The 16,221-nt window shown below is 71.0% G+C and carries 11 protein-coding genes, 1 pseudogene and 1 riboswitch; of the genes and pseudogenes, 7 read left to right on the plus strand and 5 right to left on the minus strand.

Going from position 1 to position 16,221, the window contains the following annotated elements; all coding sequences use genetic code 11:
* Positions 1 to 54: 54 nt before the first annotated feature.
* Positions 55 to 660 carry a hypothetical protein gene (locus ACGFY9_RS27710; protein ID WP_393758469.1) on the minus strand — a complete coding sequence of 202 codons (606 nt, stop codon included), beginning with the start codon at positions 658 to 660 and terminating at the stop codon, positions 55 to 57.
* Positions 661 to 670: 10 nt separating this feature from the next.
* Positions 671 to 1,177 carry a SigE family RNA polymerase sigma factor gene (locus ACGFY9_RS27715; protein ID WP_393758470.1) on the minus strand — a complete coding sequence of 169 codons (507 nt, stop codon included), beginning with the start codon at positions 1,175 to 1,177 and terminating at the stop codon, positions 671 to 673.
* 229 nt (positions 1,178 to 1,406) lie between these two features.
* Here ACGFY9_RS27715 and ACGFY9_RS27720 point away from each other — a divergent pair, with 229 nt between their 5' ends.
* Complete coding sequence (locus ACGFY9_RS27720; protein WP_393758472.1) at positions 1,407 to 1,937, plus strand: hypothetical protein; 531 nt, start codon at positions 1,407 to 1,409, stop codon at positions 1,935 to 1,937.
* A 4-nt stretch (positions 1,938 to 1,941) separates the two neighbouring features.
* On the opposite strand, the gene ACGFY9_RS27725 is transcribed toward ACGFY9_RS27720, so the two are convergent.
* Both ACGFY9_RS27725 and ACGFY9_RS27730 read right to left on the minus strand, forming a co-directional pair.
* Positions 1,942 to 2,706, minus strand: coding sequence for a class II aldolase/adducin family protein (locus ACGFY9_RS27725; RefSeq protein WP_393758474.1), 765 nt, complete (start codon positions 2,704 to 2,706; stop codon positions 1,942 to 1,944).
* A gap of 64 nt (positions 2,707 to 2,770) precedes the next feature.
* A complete protein-coding gene (locus ACGFY9_RS27730) occupies positions 2,771 to 4,243 on the minus strand; it encodes a sodium:solute symporter (RefSeq protein ID WP_393758476.1) in 1,473 nt (490 codons plus the stop codon).
* A gap of 160 nt (positions 4,244 to 4,403) precedes the next feature.
* On the opposite strand from ACGFY9_RS27730, the gene ACGFY9_RS27735 reads away from it, so the two are divergent.
* Positions 4,404 to 5,972 carry a PucR family transcriptional regulator gene (locus ACGFY9_RS27735; RefSeq protein ID WP_393758478.1) on the plus strand — a complete coding sequence of 523 codons (1,569 nt, stop codon included), beginning with the start codon at positions 4,404 to 4,406 and terminating at the stop codon, positions 5,970 to 5,972.
* Positions 5,973 to 5,975: 3 nt separating this feature from the next.
* On the opposite strand, the gene ACGFY9_RS27740 is transcribed toward ACGFY9_RS27735, so the two are convergent.
* Entirely contained in the window at positions 5,976 to 7,583 is a 1,608-nt protein-coding gene (locus tag ACGFY9_RS27740; RefSeq protein WP_393758480.1) for a purple acid phosphatase family protein, read from the minus strand.
* 448 nt (positions 7,584 to 8,031) lie between these two features.
* On the opposite strand from ACGFY9_RS27740, the pseudogene ACGFY9_RS27745 reads away from it, so the two are divergent.
* From ACGFY9_RS27745 to metE, 5 genes and pseudogenes are all read left to right on the plus strand, one after another.
* Positions 8,032 to 8,259 (plus strand): annotated as a pseudogene (locus tag ACGFY9_RS27745) (diaminopimelate decarboxylase); the annotation flags it as partial.
* 113 nt (positions 8,260 to 8,372) lie between these two features.
* Positions 8,373 to 10,178 carry a methylmalonyl-CoA mutase family protein gene (locus tag ACGFY9_RS27750; protein ID WP_393758482.1) on the plus strand — a complete coding sequence of 602 codons (1,806 nt, stop codon included), beginning with the start codon at positions 8,373 to 8,375 and terminating at the stop codon, positions 10,176 to 10,178.
* Positions 10,178 to 12,364, plus strand: a complete 2,187-nt coding sequence (gene scpA, locus ACGFY9_RS27755; protein WP_393758484.1) for a methylmalonyl-CoA mutase — start codon at positions 10,178 to 10,180, stop codon at positions 12,362 to 12,364. Before ACGFY9_RS27750 ends, scpA begins: the two co-directional genes overlap by 1 nt.
* Entirely contained in the window at positions 12,361 to 13,353 is a 993-nt protein-coding gene (gene meaB, locus ACGFY9_RS27760) for a methylmalonyl Co-A mutase-associated GTPase MeaB (protein WP_393758486.1), read from the plus strand. Before scpA ends, meaB begins: the two co-directional genes overlap by 4 nt.
* A gap of 62 nt (positions 13,354 to 13,415) precedes the next feature.
* A riboswitch (cobalamin riboswitch) is annotated at positions 13,416 to 13,640 on the plus strand.
* 137 nt (positions 13,641 to 13,777) lie between these two features.
* On the plus strand, positions 13,778 to 16,096 hold the full coding sequence (metE, locus tag ACGFY9_RS27765) for a 5-methyltetrahydropteroyltriglutamate--homocysteine S-methyltransferase (protein ID WP_393758488.1): 2,319 nt from the start codon (positions 13,778 to 13,780) through the stop codon (positions 16,094 to 16,096).
* Positions 16,097 to 16,221: the final 125 nt, after the last annotated feature.

Below are 16,221 nucleotides of genomic sequence, written 5' to 3' on the forward strand. Positions count from 1 at the left end.
GGCGCCATGCCGCAGCTGGGGCTTACGGGTTGGGGTGGTCCCAGGCGGGACGGGTCAGCCGGAGCCGGTCGGGCCCACGGTCGCGGACGACTCCGTCGCCGCCCCCGTCGCCGGCGGTGTCGTGGTCGAACTCGTCGAAGTGCCGTGTCCCGTGGACGTGTTGGCCGTCCCCGTACTGGAGGGCGGCGGGGCCGTGTCGGTCGTGGTCACGTCCGAGGACGAGGTGGTCGAACTCCCGGTCGGGGTCGAGCTCGGTGTGGTGGGCGGCAGGGTGGTTCGTGTGGGTGTCGGGCTCGTGGTGGCGCTCGGGGGCGTGTCCGGTGTGCGGCTCGGGCTGGCGGTCGGGAGCGTCGGTGTCACGACCGGTCCGGGCAGCGGGGCCTGCGGCCTGTCGTCCACCCGGTCATGGGGCAGCAGGAAGAAGCCGAGGCCGATCCCGGCGACGGCCAGGGCGGAGCCGACCGCCTTTCGCGCCACGCGGACGCGGCGCCTGGCCCGTACGCCGGAGCGGAGTCGGGTCTGGTGCCTGGGTTCGAAGAGGGTCGTCTCCTGGGTGTCGCGCATCATCCGCGCGAGCTCCCGCTCGAAGCGATCGAAGTGATCGCCCTGGTCGAACCGATCACTGCCGTCGAACCGATCGCCGTGGTCGAAGTGGTCCATCAACTCCCCCTCATCCCACCGGTTCGATGACGTCGCCGAGGATCCGGCGCAGCCGCGCCACGCCCCGTGACGCATGGGACCGGGCGGTGCCGACCGGACACCCCAGCACTTCGGCGACCTGCCTGTCGGGCAGGTCCTGGTAGTAGCGCAGGACCACGGCGGCCCGTTGCGCGGGCGGCAGTTGGGCCAGCGCCGCCTCCAGCCGCGAGCGCTCCGCCACCGCGGCGGACACGTCTCCGGCCTCGGCGCGGTCGGGCAGCTGCTCGACCGGGCGCTCGCCCCACCAGCGCCGCCGCGCGGAACGGGCCGCCGCCCGCGCCAGGATCTTGCGGACGTACGGCTCCGGTGCCTCCTCCGCGATTCTCGGCCAGGCGAACCAGAGCTTGACCATGGCCTCCTGGAGGAGGTCCTCGGCGCGGTGCCGATCGCCTCCCACGAGCAGACAGGCCAGATGGAACAACGCCGACCAGCGTGCTGCCACGAACCCGTCGAACCCGTCGGCCCGACTCTGTTCCATCCGTACCGTCCACCGTCCCCGTTGCGGGCAAGCCCCTTACACAGAGAGAAAGGCCGTGGACCCCGTACCGCGCTGCACTTCAGGGCTGTGATCCGGGTTACACCCCGTTCCGGGGCGTGGGTGGTCAAGAGTGCGTCATGTGCGAAGCCCGGCTGAGAGAGGCGGGGTCGGCAGCCGTATGGGGAGGGCGAACAGGCAGTACGTACGACTCCCGACGAAGGGCACCTCCTTGATCCCGCGACGCATTGTCCTGAGCCTCGTCGCAGGCCTCGCCTCCGCGCTGTTGCTGGGGGCGTGCAATTCCTCGGACAGCGCCGGTTCCGGCAGCGCGGACACGGTGGCCGCGCCGGCTCCCACGAGCCCCGCGCCCGTCGCCTCGACGCCAGGGGCCACGGCCACGGCGTTCACCGTGTCGGCCAGGACGGTCGAGGGGGTGGGCACCGTGGTCACCGACACCAACGGGATGACTCTCTACCGCTACGACAAGGACGAGTCGAACCCCTCCAAGTGGACGTGCTCCGGTACGTGCGTGAAGACGTGGATACCCGTGATCGTGCCGGAGTCCGTACAGACGTCGGGAGTGGGGCGGAGCCTCCTCGGCACGGTCCACCGCGACGGCGAGCCGCAACTCACCCTCGCCGGCTGGCCGTTGTACCGATACGTCGGCGACACGGCGGCCGGCCAGGCGAACGGCCAGGGCAAGGACGGCGCCTGGCACGCCGTGGCCCCGACCGGAGAAAAGGCCGCCGCGACGGGCTGACCCCTCAGTCCTTGTAGTCGGGGGCGACGCGCTCCACGAGCCGGAGCAGCGCCGCCCACGCGAACTCGTACGCCTTGTCGTCCTGGAGGTCCGAACCGTCGTCCTGGCCAGCGAGTTGACGGGCGGTCAGTTCGCAGACGTCGGGGCTGGGGACGACCAGCGGGGTGCCCACAGCGCCGGCCGCGGTCTGGATCTCGCAGGCCTTGTCCAGGTAGTACATGCGCAGGAACGCCTGCGCGGGGGTCTCCCCTACGGTGAGCAGGCCGTGGTTGCGCAGGATCATCGCGGGGTGGCGGCCCAGGTCGGCCACCAGGCGGCGTTGTTCGGCGAGGTTGAGGGCGACGCCCTCGTAGTCGTGGTAGCCGAGCCTGCCGTAGAACTCCATGGAGATCTGGTTGAGCGGGAGCAGGCCGTGTTCCTGGGCGGCGACCGCGCAGCCCGCCTTGGTGTGGGTGTGCAGGACGCACCGAGCGTCGGGGCGGGCGGCGTGGACGGCGCTGTGGATGACGAAGCCGGCCGGGTTGACCGGGTGCGGGGAGTCCTCGACGGCGCGGCCGGACAGGTCGATCCTGACGAGGTTCGACGCGGTGATCTCCTCGAAGAGGAGGCCGTAGGGGTTGATCAGGAAGTGGTGTTCGGGCCCCGGGAGGCGGACCGAGATGTGCGTGAAGATCAGGTCGGTCATCCGGAAGTGCGCCACGAGCCTGTAGACCGCGGCGAGTTCGCGGCGCAGCCGGAGTTCTTCCGAGGAGACAGCGGTGGCGTGCATGGGGACCCTTCGATGAGATACGGCACGTGCGGGTGCGGGTGGGCGCTACCGGAACAGCGGGGGGTCAGACCACGCTCAACTCCGGTGCGGCGACGGCCTGTTCGCCTGCCAGGCGGCGGTGCCAGGCCTCGACCACGGCTTCCTCCGTCGGCTTGGTGAGGAGGCTGACGGCGACATAGGAGACCAGGCCGGCCAACAGGCCGTAGTAGATGGGCTCGTTGGCGAGCAGGCCGTTGGTCGCCATGAGGACGATCACCGTGGTGCCGCCCGCGATCACCGAGGCCATGGCGCCGGGGAGGTTGCCGCGCTTCCAGACGAGGCCGCCGAGGATGGGCACCAACAGGCCGCCGACGAGCAGGTTGTAGGCGACGGTGAGGGCTTCGATGACGTCGCCGAGGGCGCAGGCGATACCCATGGCCGCGACGCCGAGGACGACGATCGCGAGCCGGTTCGAACCGATCTCGTCGTCCTGCGCGCCTGTCTCGTCGTTCTTCGGACCGGTGGCCGTACGGCCGCGCAGCCGCGCCCAGATGTCGTTGTTGGCGACGGTCGCCGACGCGATCAGGGCGCCGCTCGCCGTGGACATCATCGCGGAGAGCGCGGCGGCCAGCACCAGGCCCCGGACGCCGGCGGGCAGGGCGTGCCGGACGATCGTCGCGAACGCGTCGTCGGCGCTGGCGAGTTGGGGGTAGAGGGACTTGGTGGCCATGCCGATGACGGCGCCTGCGAGGGCGTAGACCAGGCAGTAGACACCGGCGACCGTGCCGCCCCAGGACGCGACCCTGTCGGAGCGGGCGGTGAACACCCGCTGCCAGATGTCCTGTCCGATGAGCATGCCGAAGGTGTAGATCAGCACGAAGGTGACGATGGTCTGGCCGCCGATGGAGGTCGGGGAGAAGTAGCCGTCGGGCAGCCTGTCCGCCATCTCGGCGAAGCCGCCCGCCCGGACCACGGCGATGGGCAGCAGCAGGACCAGCACACCGAGGCTCTTGACCACGAACTGCACCATGTCGGTGAGGGTGATGGACCACATGCCGCCGAGCGCCGAGTAGCCGACGACGATCGAGCCGCCGATGACCACCGCGACCCAGCGCGGCACGTCGAACAGGACGTCGAAGACGCTGGCGTACGCGATCGTCGAGGTCACCACCAGCATCAGCGTGTAGATCCACATCACGATGCCGGAGATCACGGCGGCGGTGTCGCCGTAGCGCAGGGAGAGCATCTCGGCGACGGTGTAGACCTTGAGGCGGGCGATGCGGGCCGAGAAGAAGACCGACAGGGCCAGCAGTCCGAGGCCGATCGCGAAGACCATGGCGGCGCCCGAGATGCCGTAGGTGTAACCCAGGCGTACGCCGCCGATGGTGGAGGCGCCGCCCAGGACGACGGCGGCCATCGTGCCGGTGTACATGAGCGGGCCCAGCCGCCGTCCGGCGACCAGGAAGTCGCTCTTGGACGCGGCGCGTTTCTTGCCCCAACAGCCCACGCCGATGATGCCCAGCAGGTATGCGGCCATGACGAAGTAGTCGACGGTCATCCGCGACCTCCGGATTTGAGGGGTTGGTGCCCTGGGAGTGGGATGACGTTATCGGCGTTCGCACTGGCGTCGAAGTGACGGTTCTGTCCAATATGGAGTCGCCCATTGGATGATTCAGGCAGTCCCGCACGACACGGCCGGGTTGGGAGGATGTCCCCTCATGACCGAGTCCGAGCAACCGTCCGTGCCGCTGAGCGTGCTGCTCGCCGACCCCGCCCTCGGTCTGCGCCAGGTCGCAGGGCCTGCCGGGGATCACCTGGTCAGCACGGTCGGCACCACGGAGATCGAGGACCCGTCGCCGTATCTGGTGGGCGGCGAACTGCTCCTCACGGCGGGGGTGCGCCTCCCGGCCGACGCGGAGGGTATCGACACGTATGTACGGGGCGTCGTCGGCGCCGGGGTGACCGCGCTCGGGTTCGGTGTCGTCCCCGTGCACGACGAGGTGCCGCCCGAACTGGTCGCCGCGTGCGACCGTCATGGGCTTCCTCTTCTACGGCTGCCGCCTGCCACTCCGTTCGTGGCGGTCGGGCAGGCCACCTACGCGGCGATCGCCGCGGTGCGCAACCGTGAGCTGCGCGAGATCTCCCGGGCCCAGTCGGCGCTGGCCGCGGCGGCCGCCCGGCCGGACGCGCTCCGGGCCGTGCTCACCCAGCTCAGCGGGCACACCGGCGCCTGGGCGGTCCTGCACGACGCGCGGGGCAACGAGCTGTTCAGCGCCGGTCCCCGGCCTGCGCCGCCGACACCCGGGCGGGTTCGCGATCTCGCCGTGCGCACGATCGCCCGGGTACGAACAGGCGCCGCCGGCCGATCCGTTCCGGCCGCGGCCGCTGATCACCAGGGCGGCACCCATCTGACCGTGCACACCCTGCCCGGGGCGGACGGCACCGCGACAGCGCTCGCCCTCGGCCTGGCCGCCACGACCGCCCCGACCCTGGTCCATCGCCAAGTCACCGGTACGGCGGCGGTGTTGCTGGCCCTGCTCACCAGCCCACGGCACGCCCTGGGCACCGACACGCACAGCGCGGGCGCGTTGGTACGGCTGATGCTGGGGGCCGCCCCGGCCGACGTGGCGGCCTCGCTCGCACCCGCCGACGCGACGGAGGACGCCGGACACTGGGTCGTGGTCCACGGTCGGCACACGTTCCCGCGCTCCGCCCAGGGCGACGACCCGGCCCAACTCGCCACCCTGGGCACGGCGTTGGGCACGCCTTACCTGTACATCGACGGCTCCGAGCTGAAGGCCCTGGTCGCCAGTGCGCCGGACGCCCGTCCCGAAGTGCCCGCGCAGGCGGCGGACTTGGGCTGGGTCCTCGGGTTCAGCACACCGGCGCCCGCCTCGGATCTGGCGCACGCCGATGTGCGGGCCGGACGGGCCCTGCAACGCGCGATCGCGGCGCAGGTGCCCGCCGGCGTCGACACCAGGGGCCCGCTCACCGTCCACGGGATCGTCCCGTCCGCCGACGCCCGGGAGTTGGCCCGCACCCGCTTCGCCCCGCTCGACGGGGCCGCTTCTCCGGGTGCCGCGATCCTGCTCGACACGCTCCGAACCTGGCTGACCCTGCACGGCAGTTGGGACCGCACGGCGGCGGCCCTGCACGTCCACCGGAACACCGTGCGGCACCGTCTGGCACGGATCGCCGAACTGCTCGATGTGGACCTGCAGGACCCCGGCGTGCGGATGGAACTCTGGTTCGCCCTGCACTGGTTGCCGGACGAGGACCGCTCCTAGGGCCTAGCGGTGACCGTCCGAACGCTTGCGGTGGAGCGTGAAGTTCTCGAACACCGACAGGTCGCCGTTCGGCTTGTTCACGTTGTAGTAGGTCACGTGCATGCGGGTGGTGTCGCCGGGGTGCCCGCCGGGGTCGACGGTGAACGCCGCGAAGCCGTAGGGGTGTTCGGTGTCCCGGACGCCGATCCAGACCGCTTCCTCCTTGGTGTAGGTGGAGGTGCGCTTGCCGTTGGAGCCGGGGGTCGCCGACACGGACGTGATGACCTTGCCGGTGCCGTCCTTGAAGAAGCTCTGGTTCGTGGTGCCCGAGACTCCGCCGCCGCCGAGGATCATGTGGACGGTGCCGAGGCCGGTGTCGATGTTGTCGGTGGCCGTGGAGACCGGGTTGGGGGTCAGCGTCTCGGTGCCGCTGACGACTCCGCGGACGGCCAGCGAGCGCTCGTAGTTGTGCTCATGGCCGCACAGGACCAGGTCCACGCCGTACCGGTCGAAGAGGGGGCCGTACTTCTGGCGCAGGCCCAGGTCGGCGCCGTTCGCGTCCGTGGAGCTGACCATGACCTGGTGCATGGCGACGACGATCCAGTCGGTGTCGCGCGAGGCCCGGGCCGTCTTCAACTCCTTCTCCAGGAAGGCGAGTTGCCGCCCTCCGGAGTAGCCGTTGATGTAGACGTCACCGCCGTCCTGGAGACAGTTGTCGTCGTTCTGCAGCACGATGACCCGGACCGAGCCGGCCGTGAACGCGTAGTAGAGGCCCGCGAGTTCGGCGTCGGTCTCGGTGGACGGGAGAGCGAAGTAGGTCTGGTAGGCGCCGAGTCCGATCGGACCGTTGGCCTTCTCGATCTCGTGGTTGCCGGCCGCCGGCATCCAGGGGCGGAAGCGGGCCGAACGGGTGTTGTTGGTGAAGAAGTTGTTCCAGGTGCGCACCCGGTCGACGTCCAGGTTGGCGTAGCAGAGGTCGCCGTTGAGCAGGTGGAAGAGCGGGGCGACCTGCTCGATGCCGGTGACGATGTCCTTCGTCGCGGGCGTGGAGTTCGCGTCGAGGCCGACCGCGCCGTTGGCCGCCCAGGTGACCTGCGGGGCGGACTGGTCGCCGAAGCTGGTGAAGGTGAGCGGCTTGCGTCCGCGCGGCGCGGTGCGGAACGTACCGCTGTCGGGGGTCGCCCCGTCGTGGGTGGCGAGGTAGAGGTAGTCCGTGTCCGGAGTGAGCCGGTTCAGCGCGGCGTGGTGGACGTAGACGGTGCGGCTGGAGGTGCCGTCGACGTAGGTGACGGTGCGGGCCTTGGCGCTGGAGCCGAAGCCGTGCTCCAGCGTGCCGTAGCGCACGACGGGTCTGTTCACCGGTTTGTCGGTGATCCACGAGACGTTCATCTGGGTGCGCGGGTCCGCGCCGAAGGTGAGGTGCAGCCCCTGGACCGGGGTCGCGCCGGAGGCGTCCGCAGTGAGGTGCAGGGCCGGGGCGGCGAGCGGTGCGGCCTGCGCCGTGCCTGCTCCCAGCAAGGGGGTGACGGCCGCGCCGGCGCCGGCCGTACCGAGGAGCCCCAGCGCGTGACGCCGGCTGACCCCGTCGGACGACTGCGTCGACTCGTCCGGTGTCTCTGTCTGTGCGGTCATGATGCCCTCCCTGGCGAGCAGTTGAGCTGACAACGTCCGCACAGTGGCGCTTCCCGGCGGCCCCCGAGTGAACAGTGCGTTGCCAGACGGTCATTGCGGCACGAGGTGCGAGCGCCGGGGGCGATTCTTGCCCCGGGCTTTGCCAGGGACCGCCCCTTCGTTGACACGGCCGACCGGACGGACGGGAGCCGAGGCGCCATTTCCGGCCACCGCCCGGACCGCGTCAGGGGCGCGTCAAGGATCGGCGTCTCGCCGTCAAACGAGCGCCAACACGGCACTACGTCCGCTCTCTTCGCCTTTCGATGGGACACGCAGACGTCTGTGTACGCCGAGGAGTGAGCGACGATGAGCAGTGACGGACGGGCACGTGCCGTGGTCGGAGTGAGCGGTTCGCCAGGCAGCCCGGCGGCGCTGCACCGGGCGGTGCGGGAGGCCCACCGCACCGGCACACTGCGAGGCGGGCGACATCCTCGCGGACGAGGTGGCGCTCCCCGGCGACGTACGCCCCGGCGACCTCCTCGCCGTACCGGCGGCCGGCGCGTACCACCTGTCCATGGCGTCCGGTTACAACCTCGTCGGCCGCCCGCCGGTCGTCGGGGGGGCCGACGGCATCGCGCGCGTGCTGGTCCGCCGCGAGTCGCCGGACGACATGAACCGCAGGGACATCGGGCTGTAGCCCCTGGCAGGGAGGGGGACGGAGCCCCGGAACTGGTCTAGACCGCGGGGAGAGGTCAAGGTCACAGCCACGTCCTCTGCTGCTCACCTGCGCTTTTGCCCTAGCATCCGAGCATGACGGTCCTGCCCGACGACGGGCTCTCGCTGGCCGCCGAGTTCCCTGACGCGACGCATGAGCAGTGGCAACGCCTGGTGGAGGGCGTACTGCGCAAGTCGGGCAAGGAAGTCTCGGGCGCCGCAGCGGAAGACGCCCTGTCCACCTCACTGGAGGACGGACTCCGTGCCCGTCCCCTGTACACCGCCGACGACTCCGCGCCCGAGCCCGGCCTCCCCGGTTTCACCCCCTTCGTCCGGGGCGGCCGCGCCGAGGGCAACACCCTCGGCGGCTGGGACGTACGCCAGCAGCACACGACCGCCGACAACACCACGGTCCTCGGCGACCTGGAGAACGGCGTCACCTCGCTGTGGCTGGTCACGGGCGAGCGCGGCATCCCGGTCGCGTCCCTCGGCGCCACCCTCGACGGCGTCTATCTCGACCTGGCGCCCGTCGCCCTCGACGCGGGAAGCGAAGTCGAGCCCGCGGCAGCCGAGTTGCTACGGCTGTACGAGGAGCGGGGCGTCGCGCCCGAAGCCGCCCGCGGCACCCTCGGCGCCGACCCGCTGGGCTTCGCGGCCCGCACCGGGAACGAGGGCTTCCCCTTCGCGCCCGTCGCCGCGCTCGCCCGGCGCTGCGCCGAGGGGTACCCGGGGCTGCGCGCGCTGACCGTGGACGCGCTGCCGTACCACGGGGCCGGCGGTTCGGCGGCACAGGAGCTGGGCGCCTCGCTGGCGACCGGCGTCGCCTATCTGCGCGAGCTGACCGAGGCGGGCCTCAGCGTCGAACAGGCCGTAGGGCAGCTGGAGTTCAGGTACGCGGCGACCGCCGACCAGTTCCTCACCATCGCCAAGTTGCGCGCGGCGCGCAGGCTGTGGGCACGCGTGGCCGAGGTGTGCGGGTCGCCGGGCGGGCAGGTGCAGCACGCGGTGACCTCGCCCGTGATGATGTCCCGCCGTGACCCGTGGGTGAACATGCTGCGCACGACGGTCGCGACGCTGGCCGCCGGGGTGGGCGGCGCCGAGTCCGTCACCGTGCTGCCCTTCGACCACGCGCTGGGCCTGCCGGACGCGTTCGCGCGCCGGATCGCCCGCAACACCTCGACGATCCTGGTCGAGGAGTCGCATCTATCCCGGGTGATCGACCCGGCGGGCGGCTCCTGGTACGTGGAGCGGCTCACGGACGAACTCGCCCACGCGGGCTGGGAGTTCTTCCAGCACATCGAGCAACAGGGCGGCCAGGCGGCCGCGTTGCGCTCGGGCCGCCTCCGAGAGGACCTCGCTACGACCTGGGCGGCCCGCAGCGCGAAGCTCGCCAAGCGCCGCGAACCCATCACCGGCGTAAGCGAGTTCCCGAACCTCACCGAACGCCTCCCGGAGCGCGCCCCCGCTCCCGTGGAACCCTCCGGCGGCCTGCCGCGCGTACGGCGCGACGAGGCCTACGAGGAACTCCGCGCCCGCTCCGACGCCCACCTCGCGGCGACCGGCTCCCGCCCGCGCATCTTCCTGGCCGCGCTCGGCCCGGCCGCCGCGCACACGGCCCGCCTCACCTTCGCGTCGAACCTGTTCCAGGCGGGCGGCATCGAGCCCGTCACCGGGGGCGAGTTCGCGAACAGCGGCGCCACCGAGGCCTGCCTGTGCTCAAGCGACACGCTGTACGAGGAGCAAGCGGCCACGATCGCCGGGGAGTTGAGGTCGGCCGGTGCCGGGCACGTGTTCCTCGCGGGCCGTCCCGGGCAGTACTCCGGTGTCGACGCCTACGTCTTCGCGGGCTGTGACGCCGTAGCCGTACTCTCCGCCACCCTCGACCGCATGGGAGTGTCCTGATGGCAGCGATGGGGCGCATCCCCGACTTCTCCGGGATCGAGCTGGGAGCCCCGGCCACCGGGGTCGGCCCCGACGAGTGGCGTGACGCAGTCAAGAAGGCGGCGGGCGGCGACGACCTCCTCTGGGAGACCCCGGAGGGCATCGCCGTCAAACCCCTGTACACCGGGCAGGACTTGGAGGGCCTGGACTTCCTGGCCACCTACCCGGGCATCGCGCCGTATCTGCGCGGCCCGTACCCGACGATGTACGTCAACCAGCCGTGGACGATCCGCCAGTACGCGGGTTTCTCCACGGCCGAGGAGTCCAACGCCTTCTACCGCCGCAACCTGGCGGCCGGCCAGAAGGGCCTGTCGGTCGCCTTCGACCTGCCCACGCACCGGGGTTACGACAGCGACCACCCGCGCGTGACCGGTGACGTCGGCATGGCGGGCGTGGCGATCGACTCGATCTACGACATGCGCCAGCTCTTCGACGGCATCCCGCTGGACAAGATGACCGTGTCGATGACGATGAATGGCGCGGTACTGCCCGTACTGGCCCTCTACATCGTGGCGGCGGAGGAACAGGGCGTACCGCCCGAGAAGTTGGCCGGGACCATCCAGAACGACATCCTCAAAGAGTTCATGGTCCGCAACACCTACATCTATCCGCCGAAGCCGTCGATGCGGATCATCTCCGACATCTTCGCCTACACCTCGCAGCGGATGCCCCGCTACAACTCCATCTCCATCTCCGGCTACCACATCCAAGAGGCGGGCGCGACGGCCGACTTGGAGCTGGCGTACACCCTCGCGGACGGGGTGGAGTACATCCGGGCGGGCCGGGCCGCGGGGATGGACGTGGACGCGTTCGCACCCCGGCTGTCCTTCTTCTGGGCGATCGGCATGAACTTCTTCATGGAGATCGCGAAGATGCGCGCGGCCCGCCTCCTCTGGGCCAAGCTGGTCAAGCAGTTCGACCCGCAGAACGCCAAGTCCCTCTCCCTGCGCACCCATTCGCAGACCTCGGGCTGGTCGCTGACAGCGCAGGACGTCTTCAACAACGTCACGCGCACGTGCGTAGAGGCGATGGCGGCAACTCAGGGCCACACCCAGTCGCTCCACACCAACGCCCTGGACGAGGCCCTCGCGCTGCCCACCGACTTCTCGGCGCGCATCGCCCGCAACACACAGTTGTTGATCCAGCAGGAGTCCGGCACGACCCGGGTGATCGACCCGTGGGGCGGCAGCGCGTACGTCGAGAAGCTGACCTACGACCTCGCCCGCCGCGCCTGGCAGCACATCGAGGAGGTCGAGGCGGCGGGCGGTATGGCCAAGGCCATCGACGCGGGCATCCCCAAGCTGCGCATCGAGGAGGCCGCGGCCCGCACCCAGGCCCGCATCGACTCCGGCCGCCAGCCGGTCATCGGCGTCAACAAGTACCGCGTGGAGACCGACGAACAGATCGACGTCCTCAAGGTCGACAACTCCTCCGTCCGCACCCAACAGATCGAGAAGCTGCGGCGGTTGCGCGCCGAGCGCGACGAACAGGCCACCCAGGACGCGTTGCACGCGCTGACCCGGGCCGCCGAAAGCACGGGAAATCTCCTGGAGTTGGCGGTCAACGCGGCCCGCGCGAAGGCGACGGTCGGCGAGATCTCCGACGCGCTGGAGAAGGTGTACGGGCGGCACGCGAGCCAGATCCGTACGATCGCCGGTGTGTACCGCACCGAAGCCGGCGACTCCCCGTCCGTGGAACGCACCCGTGCCCTCGTGGCCGAGTTCGAGGAGTCCGAGGGCCGCCGCCCGCGCATCCTGGTCGCCAAGATGGGCCAGGACGGTCACGACCGCGGCCAGAAGGTGATCGCCACCGCCTTCGCCGACCTCGGCTTCGACGTCGACGTCGGCCCGCTGTTCCAGACCCCCGGCGAGGTGGCCCGCCAGGCCGTGGAGGCGGACGTACACATCGTCGGAGTGTCGTCCCTCGCCGCCGGACACCTCACCCTCGTACCGGCGTTGAAGGAGTCCCTCGCCGAGGAGGGCCGCGAGGACATCATGATCGTGGTGGGCGGGGTGATCCCACCGCAGGACGTACCCACCCTCCTGGAGATGGGCGCGGCGGCCGTGTTCCCGCCCGGGACGGTGATCCCGGACGCGGCCCACGACCTGGTGCGGCGACTGGCCGCCGACCTCGGGCACACCCTGTGATCGAGGTCGACACCTATGTGAAGGGCGTACTCGGCGGCAAGCGGGCCCTGGTGGCCCGCGCCATCACCCTCGTCGAGTCGACCAAGCCCCAACACCGGTTCATGGCCCAGGAGTTGCTGACCGAGCTCCTCCCGCACAGCGGCCAGGCCCGGCGCATCGGCATCAGCGGCGTACCGGGCGTAGGCAAGTCGACCTTCATCGACGCCTTCGGCACCCTCCTCACCTCCCTCGGCTTCCGGGTCGCGGTGCTGGCGGTCGACCCGTCCTCCACACGGACGGGCGGTTCGATCCTCGGCGACAAGACCCGCATGGAGCGCCTCTCCGTCGACCCGGCGGCCTTCGTCCGCCCCTCCCCCACCGCCGGCACCCTCGGCGGCGTCGCGAAGGCGACCCGCGAGTCCATCGTGGTGATGGAAGCGGCGGGGTACGACGTCGTCCTCGTCGAGACGGTAGGCGTAGGCCAGTCGGAGACGGCGGTAGCCAACATGGTCGACTCTTTCCTGCTGTTGACGTTGGCCCGTACCGGCGACCAGCTACAGGGCATCAAGAAGGGCGTCCTGGAACTGGCGGACGTCATCGCCGTCAACAAGGCGGACGGGCCGCATGAGCGGGATGCGAAGAGCGCGGCACGTGAACTGGCAGGCGCACTACGGCTGATGCACCCCGCTGACGCGGCCTGGACCCCGCCGGTACTGAGTTGCAGCGCGCGCGAGGGCACCGGCCTGGACACGGTCTGGGAGCGCCTCGAACAACACCGCTCCCTGCTGGAGTCCACCGGCCGCCTGGCTGCGAAGCGCAGCGAGCAGCAGGTGGATTGGACGTGGACGATGGTCCGCGATGAACTTCTGGGGAGGCTGCACTCCGATCCGGCGGTACGTGCGCTGGCTCCGGCCCTCGAACGCCAGGTACGCGAGGGCGAGTTGACAGCAACCTTGGCGGCAGAGGAAATCCTGCGAGCCTTCGAATCCCGGGGACCCCGACCTACCTAGGGGCGCGGGGAACTGCGCGACCAGCCCCCACCGGCCGAAAGCCAAAACTCGACGTACCCGCTACGCTGATCGACGCAGCTGGTTCGCCCCGTCACCCAGACGGACGCGTCGCAAGAGGGAACCCGGTGAAATTCCGGGACTGCCCCGCAGCGGTAAGCAGGAACGACCGCCGTCATACGCACTGGGCCCACACAGGACCTGGGAAGCGACGGCCAGTAGGTGACCTCCAGTTCAAACGGGGGCCGTGCCCGCAAGTCCGAAGACCTGCCACCTGCCCGCACGCGAAGCATTCGCGCGCGGAATCCCGGTGACCTCGTGGGCGGGTCGGCGTACACACGGGCGGTCACCATCCCCCGGTCTACGAACCTTCGCGCTCACGTCCCGACACCGGGATCCAGGGAGATATCTCGCGAAGGAGATTTCCGTGACACCGAAGTCCGCAGCCGCGGCAGCACGGGCAACCGTCTACGGCTACCCCCGCCAGGGCAGGGGCCGAGAACTCAAGAAGGCCATCGAGGGCTACTGGAAGGGCCGCGTCGACGCCGAAGCCCTCCGGACCACCGCCGCCGAACTGCGCCGCACGAACTGGCGGCAACTGGCGGACGCCGGCATCCACGAGGTACCGACCGGCGACTTCTCGTACTACGACCACGTCCTGGACACCAGCGTCATGGTCGGCGCGATCCCCGAACGCCACCGCGCCGCCGTCGAACTCGACGCGCTGGACGGCTACTTCGCGATGGCACGCGGCACCCAGGACGTGGCGCCGCTGGAGATGACGAAGTGGTTCGACACCAACTACCACTACCTCGTGCCCGAGTTGGGCCCGGACACCGTCTTCACCACCGACTCCGCCAAACAGGTGGCGGAGTTGAAGGAGGCCCTCGCCCTGGGCCTCACCGCCCGCCCGGTGCTCGTCGGCCCGGTCACCTACCTCCTGCTCGCCAAGCCCGCGCCCGGGGTGTCCGCGGACTTCGATCCGCTGACCCTCCTGGACCGGCTGCTGCCCGTGTACGCCGAGGTCCTCGCCGACCTGCGCGCGGCCGGCGCGGAGTGGGTACAACTCGACGAGCCCGCCCTGGTCCAGGACCGCACCCCGGCAGAACTGAGCGCCACCACCCGCGCGTACCGCGCCCTCGGCGCCCTCACCGACCGGCCGAAGCTGCTCGTCGCCTCCTACTTCGACCGGCTCGGCGACGCGCTGCCGGTCCTCGCGAAGGCGCCCGTGGAGGGCCTCGCACTCGACTTCACCGAGTCCGCCGCCGCCAACCTGGACGCCCTCGCCGCCGTGGGCGGACTGCCCGGCAAGCGGCTGATCGCGGGGGTCGTCAACGGCCGTAACGTCTGGGTCAACGACCTCACCAAGTCCCTTGCCACACTGGGCACGTTGCTCGGTCTTGCCGACCGGGTCGACGTGGCCGCCTCCTGCTCGCTGCTCCATGTGCCGCTCGACGCCGCCGCCGAGCGGGACATCGAGCCGCAGATCCTGCGCTGGCTCGCGTTCGCGCGGCAGAAGACCGGCGAGATCGTCACGCTTGCCAAGGGCCTGGCCCAGGGCACCGACACGATCGCCGCCGAACTCGCCGCCAACCGCGCCGACTTGGCCTCCCGCGCCGGTTCGGCGCTCACCAGGGACCCCGCCGTACGGGCCAGGGCCGCCGCGGTCACGGACGCCGACGCCCGCCGCTCCCAGCCGTACGACGAGCGGACCGCGGCGCAGCGCGCGCATCTCGGGCTGCCGCCGCTGCCGACGACCACGATCGGCTCCTTCCCGCAGACCTCCGAACTGCGCACCGCGCGGGCCGACTTGAGGGCGCGGCGGATCGACACTGCCGGTTACGAGGAGCGCATCAAGGCGGAGATCGGCGAGGTCATCTCCTTCCAGGAGAAGACCGGTCTCGACGTCCTCGTGCACGGCGAACCCGAACGCAACGACATGGTCCAGTACTTCGCCGAGCAGCTCACCGGCTACCTCGCCACGCGGTACGGCTGGGTCCAGTCGTACGGCACCCGTTACGTCCGCCCGCCGATCCTGGCCGGCGACATCTCCCGCCCCGAACCGATGACGGTCCGCTGGACGACGTACGCCCAGTCCCTCACTTCACGCCCGGTCAAGGGCATGCTCACCGGGCCGGTCACCATGCTCGCCTGGTCCTTCGTCCGCGACGACCAGCCGCCCGGCGACACCGCCCGGCAGGTCGCCCTCGCCCTGCGCGACGAGGTCAACGACCTTGAGGCGGCCGGGACTTCGGTCATCCAGGTCGACGAACCCGCGCTGCGCGAGACCCTGCCGCTGCGCGCGGCGGACCGGGAGGCGTATCTCGCCTGGGCCACGGAGGCGTTCCGGCTGACCACCGCCGGCGTCCGTCCGGAGACGCAGGTCCACACGCACATGTGCTACGCCGAGTTCGGCGACATCGTGCAGGCCATCGACGACCTCGACGCGGACGTCATCAGCCTGGAGGCGGCCCGCTCGCGCATGCAGGTCGCGGGCGAGCTGACCGAGCACGGCTATCCGCGCGAGGCGGGGCCGGGCGTCTACGACATCCACTCCCCGCGCGTGCCGAGTACGGCCGAGGCAGCGGCCTTGCTGCGCAAGGGACTTGAGGCGATCCCGGCGGAGCGGCTGTGGGTCAACCCGGACTGCGGTCTGAAGACCCGCGGCTGGCCCGAGACCCGCGCGTCCCTGGAGAACCTGGTCGCCGCGGCCCGCACAGTCCGTGAGGAGCTGGCCGGGCCCTGACCCGGTGCTGGTGGGGGGGGGGGGGGGGTGACCCCCCCGCCCGCCCCCCCCCCCCGGGGGACCGCGGGAGGGGTGGCCCCCCCCCCCCCGCGGGGGGGGGCCGGCTGTGGGGCCCGCCAGCACCA

The sequence above is a fragment of the Streptomyces sp. NPDC048504 genome, from assembly GCF_043200035.1.
In the GTDB taxonomy this organism is placed as follows: Bacteria; Actinomycetota; Actinomycetes; order Streptomycetales; family Streptomycetaceae; genus Streptomyces.

Bases quoted from the DNA above. Each gene is read 5' to 3' on its own strand.
- ACGFY9_RS27710 (WP_393758469.1), bottom strand. From the start codon at position 660: ATGGACCACTTCGACCACGGCGATCGGTTCGACGGCAGTGATCGGTTC.
- ACGFY9_RS27715 (WP_393758470.1), bottom strand. From the start codon at position 1,177: ATGGAACAGAGTCGGGCCGACGGGTTCGACGGGTTCGTGGCAGCACGC.
- ACGFY9_RS27725 (WP_393758474.1), bottom strand. From the start codon at position 2,706: ATGCACGCCACCGCTGTCTCCTCGGAAGAACTCCGGCTGCGCCGCGAA.
- ACGFY9_RS27730 (WP_393758476.1), bottom strand. From the start codon at position 4,243: ATGACCGTCGACTACTTCGTCATGGCCGCATACCTGCTGGGCATCATC.
- ACGFY9_RS27735 (WP_393758478.1), top strand. From the start codon at position 4,404: ATGACCGAGTCCGAGCAACCGTCCGTGCCGCTGAGCGTGCTGCTCGCC.
- ACGFY9_RS27740 (WP_393758480.1), bottom strand. From the start codon at position 7,583: ATGACCGCACAGACAGAGACACCGGACGAGTCGACGCAGTCGTCCGAC.
- ACGFY9_RS27750 (WP_393758482.1), top strand. From the start codon at position 8,373: ATGACGGTCCTGCCCGACGACGGGCTCTCGCTGGCCGCCGAGTTCCCT.
- scpA (WP_393758484.1), top strand. From the start codon at position 10,178: ATGGCAGCGATGGGGCGCATCCCCGACTTCTCCGGGATCGAGCTGGGA.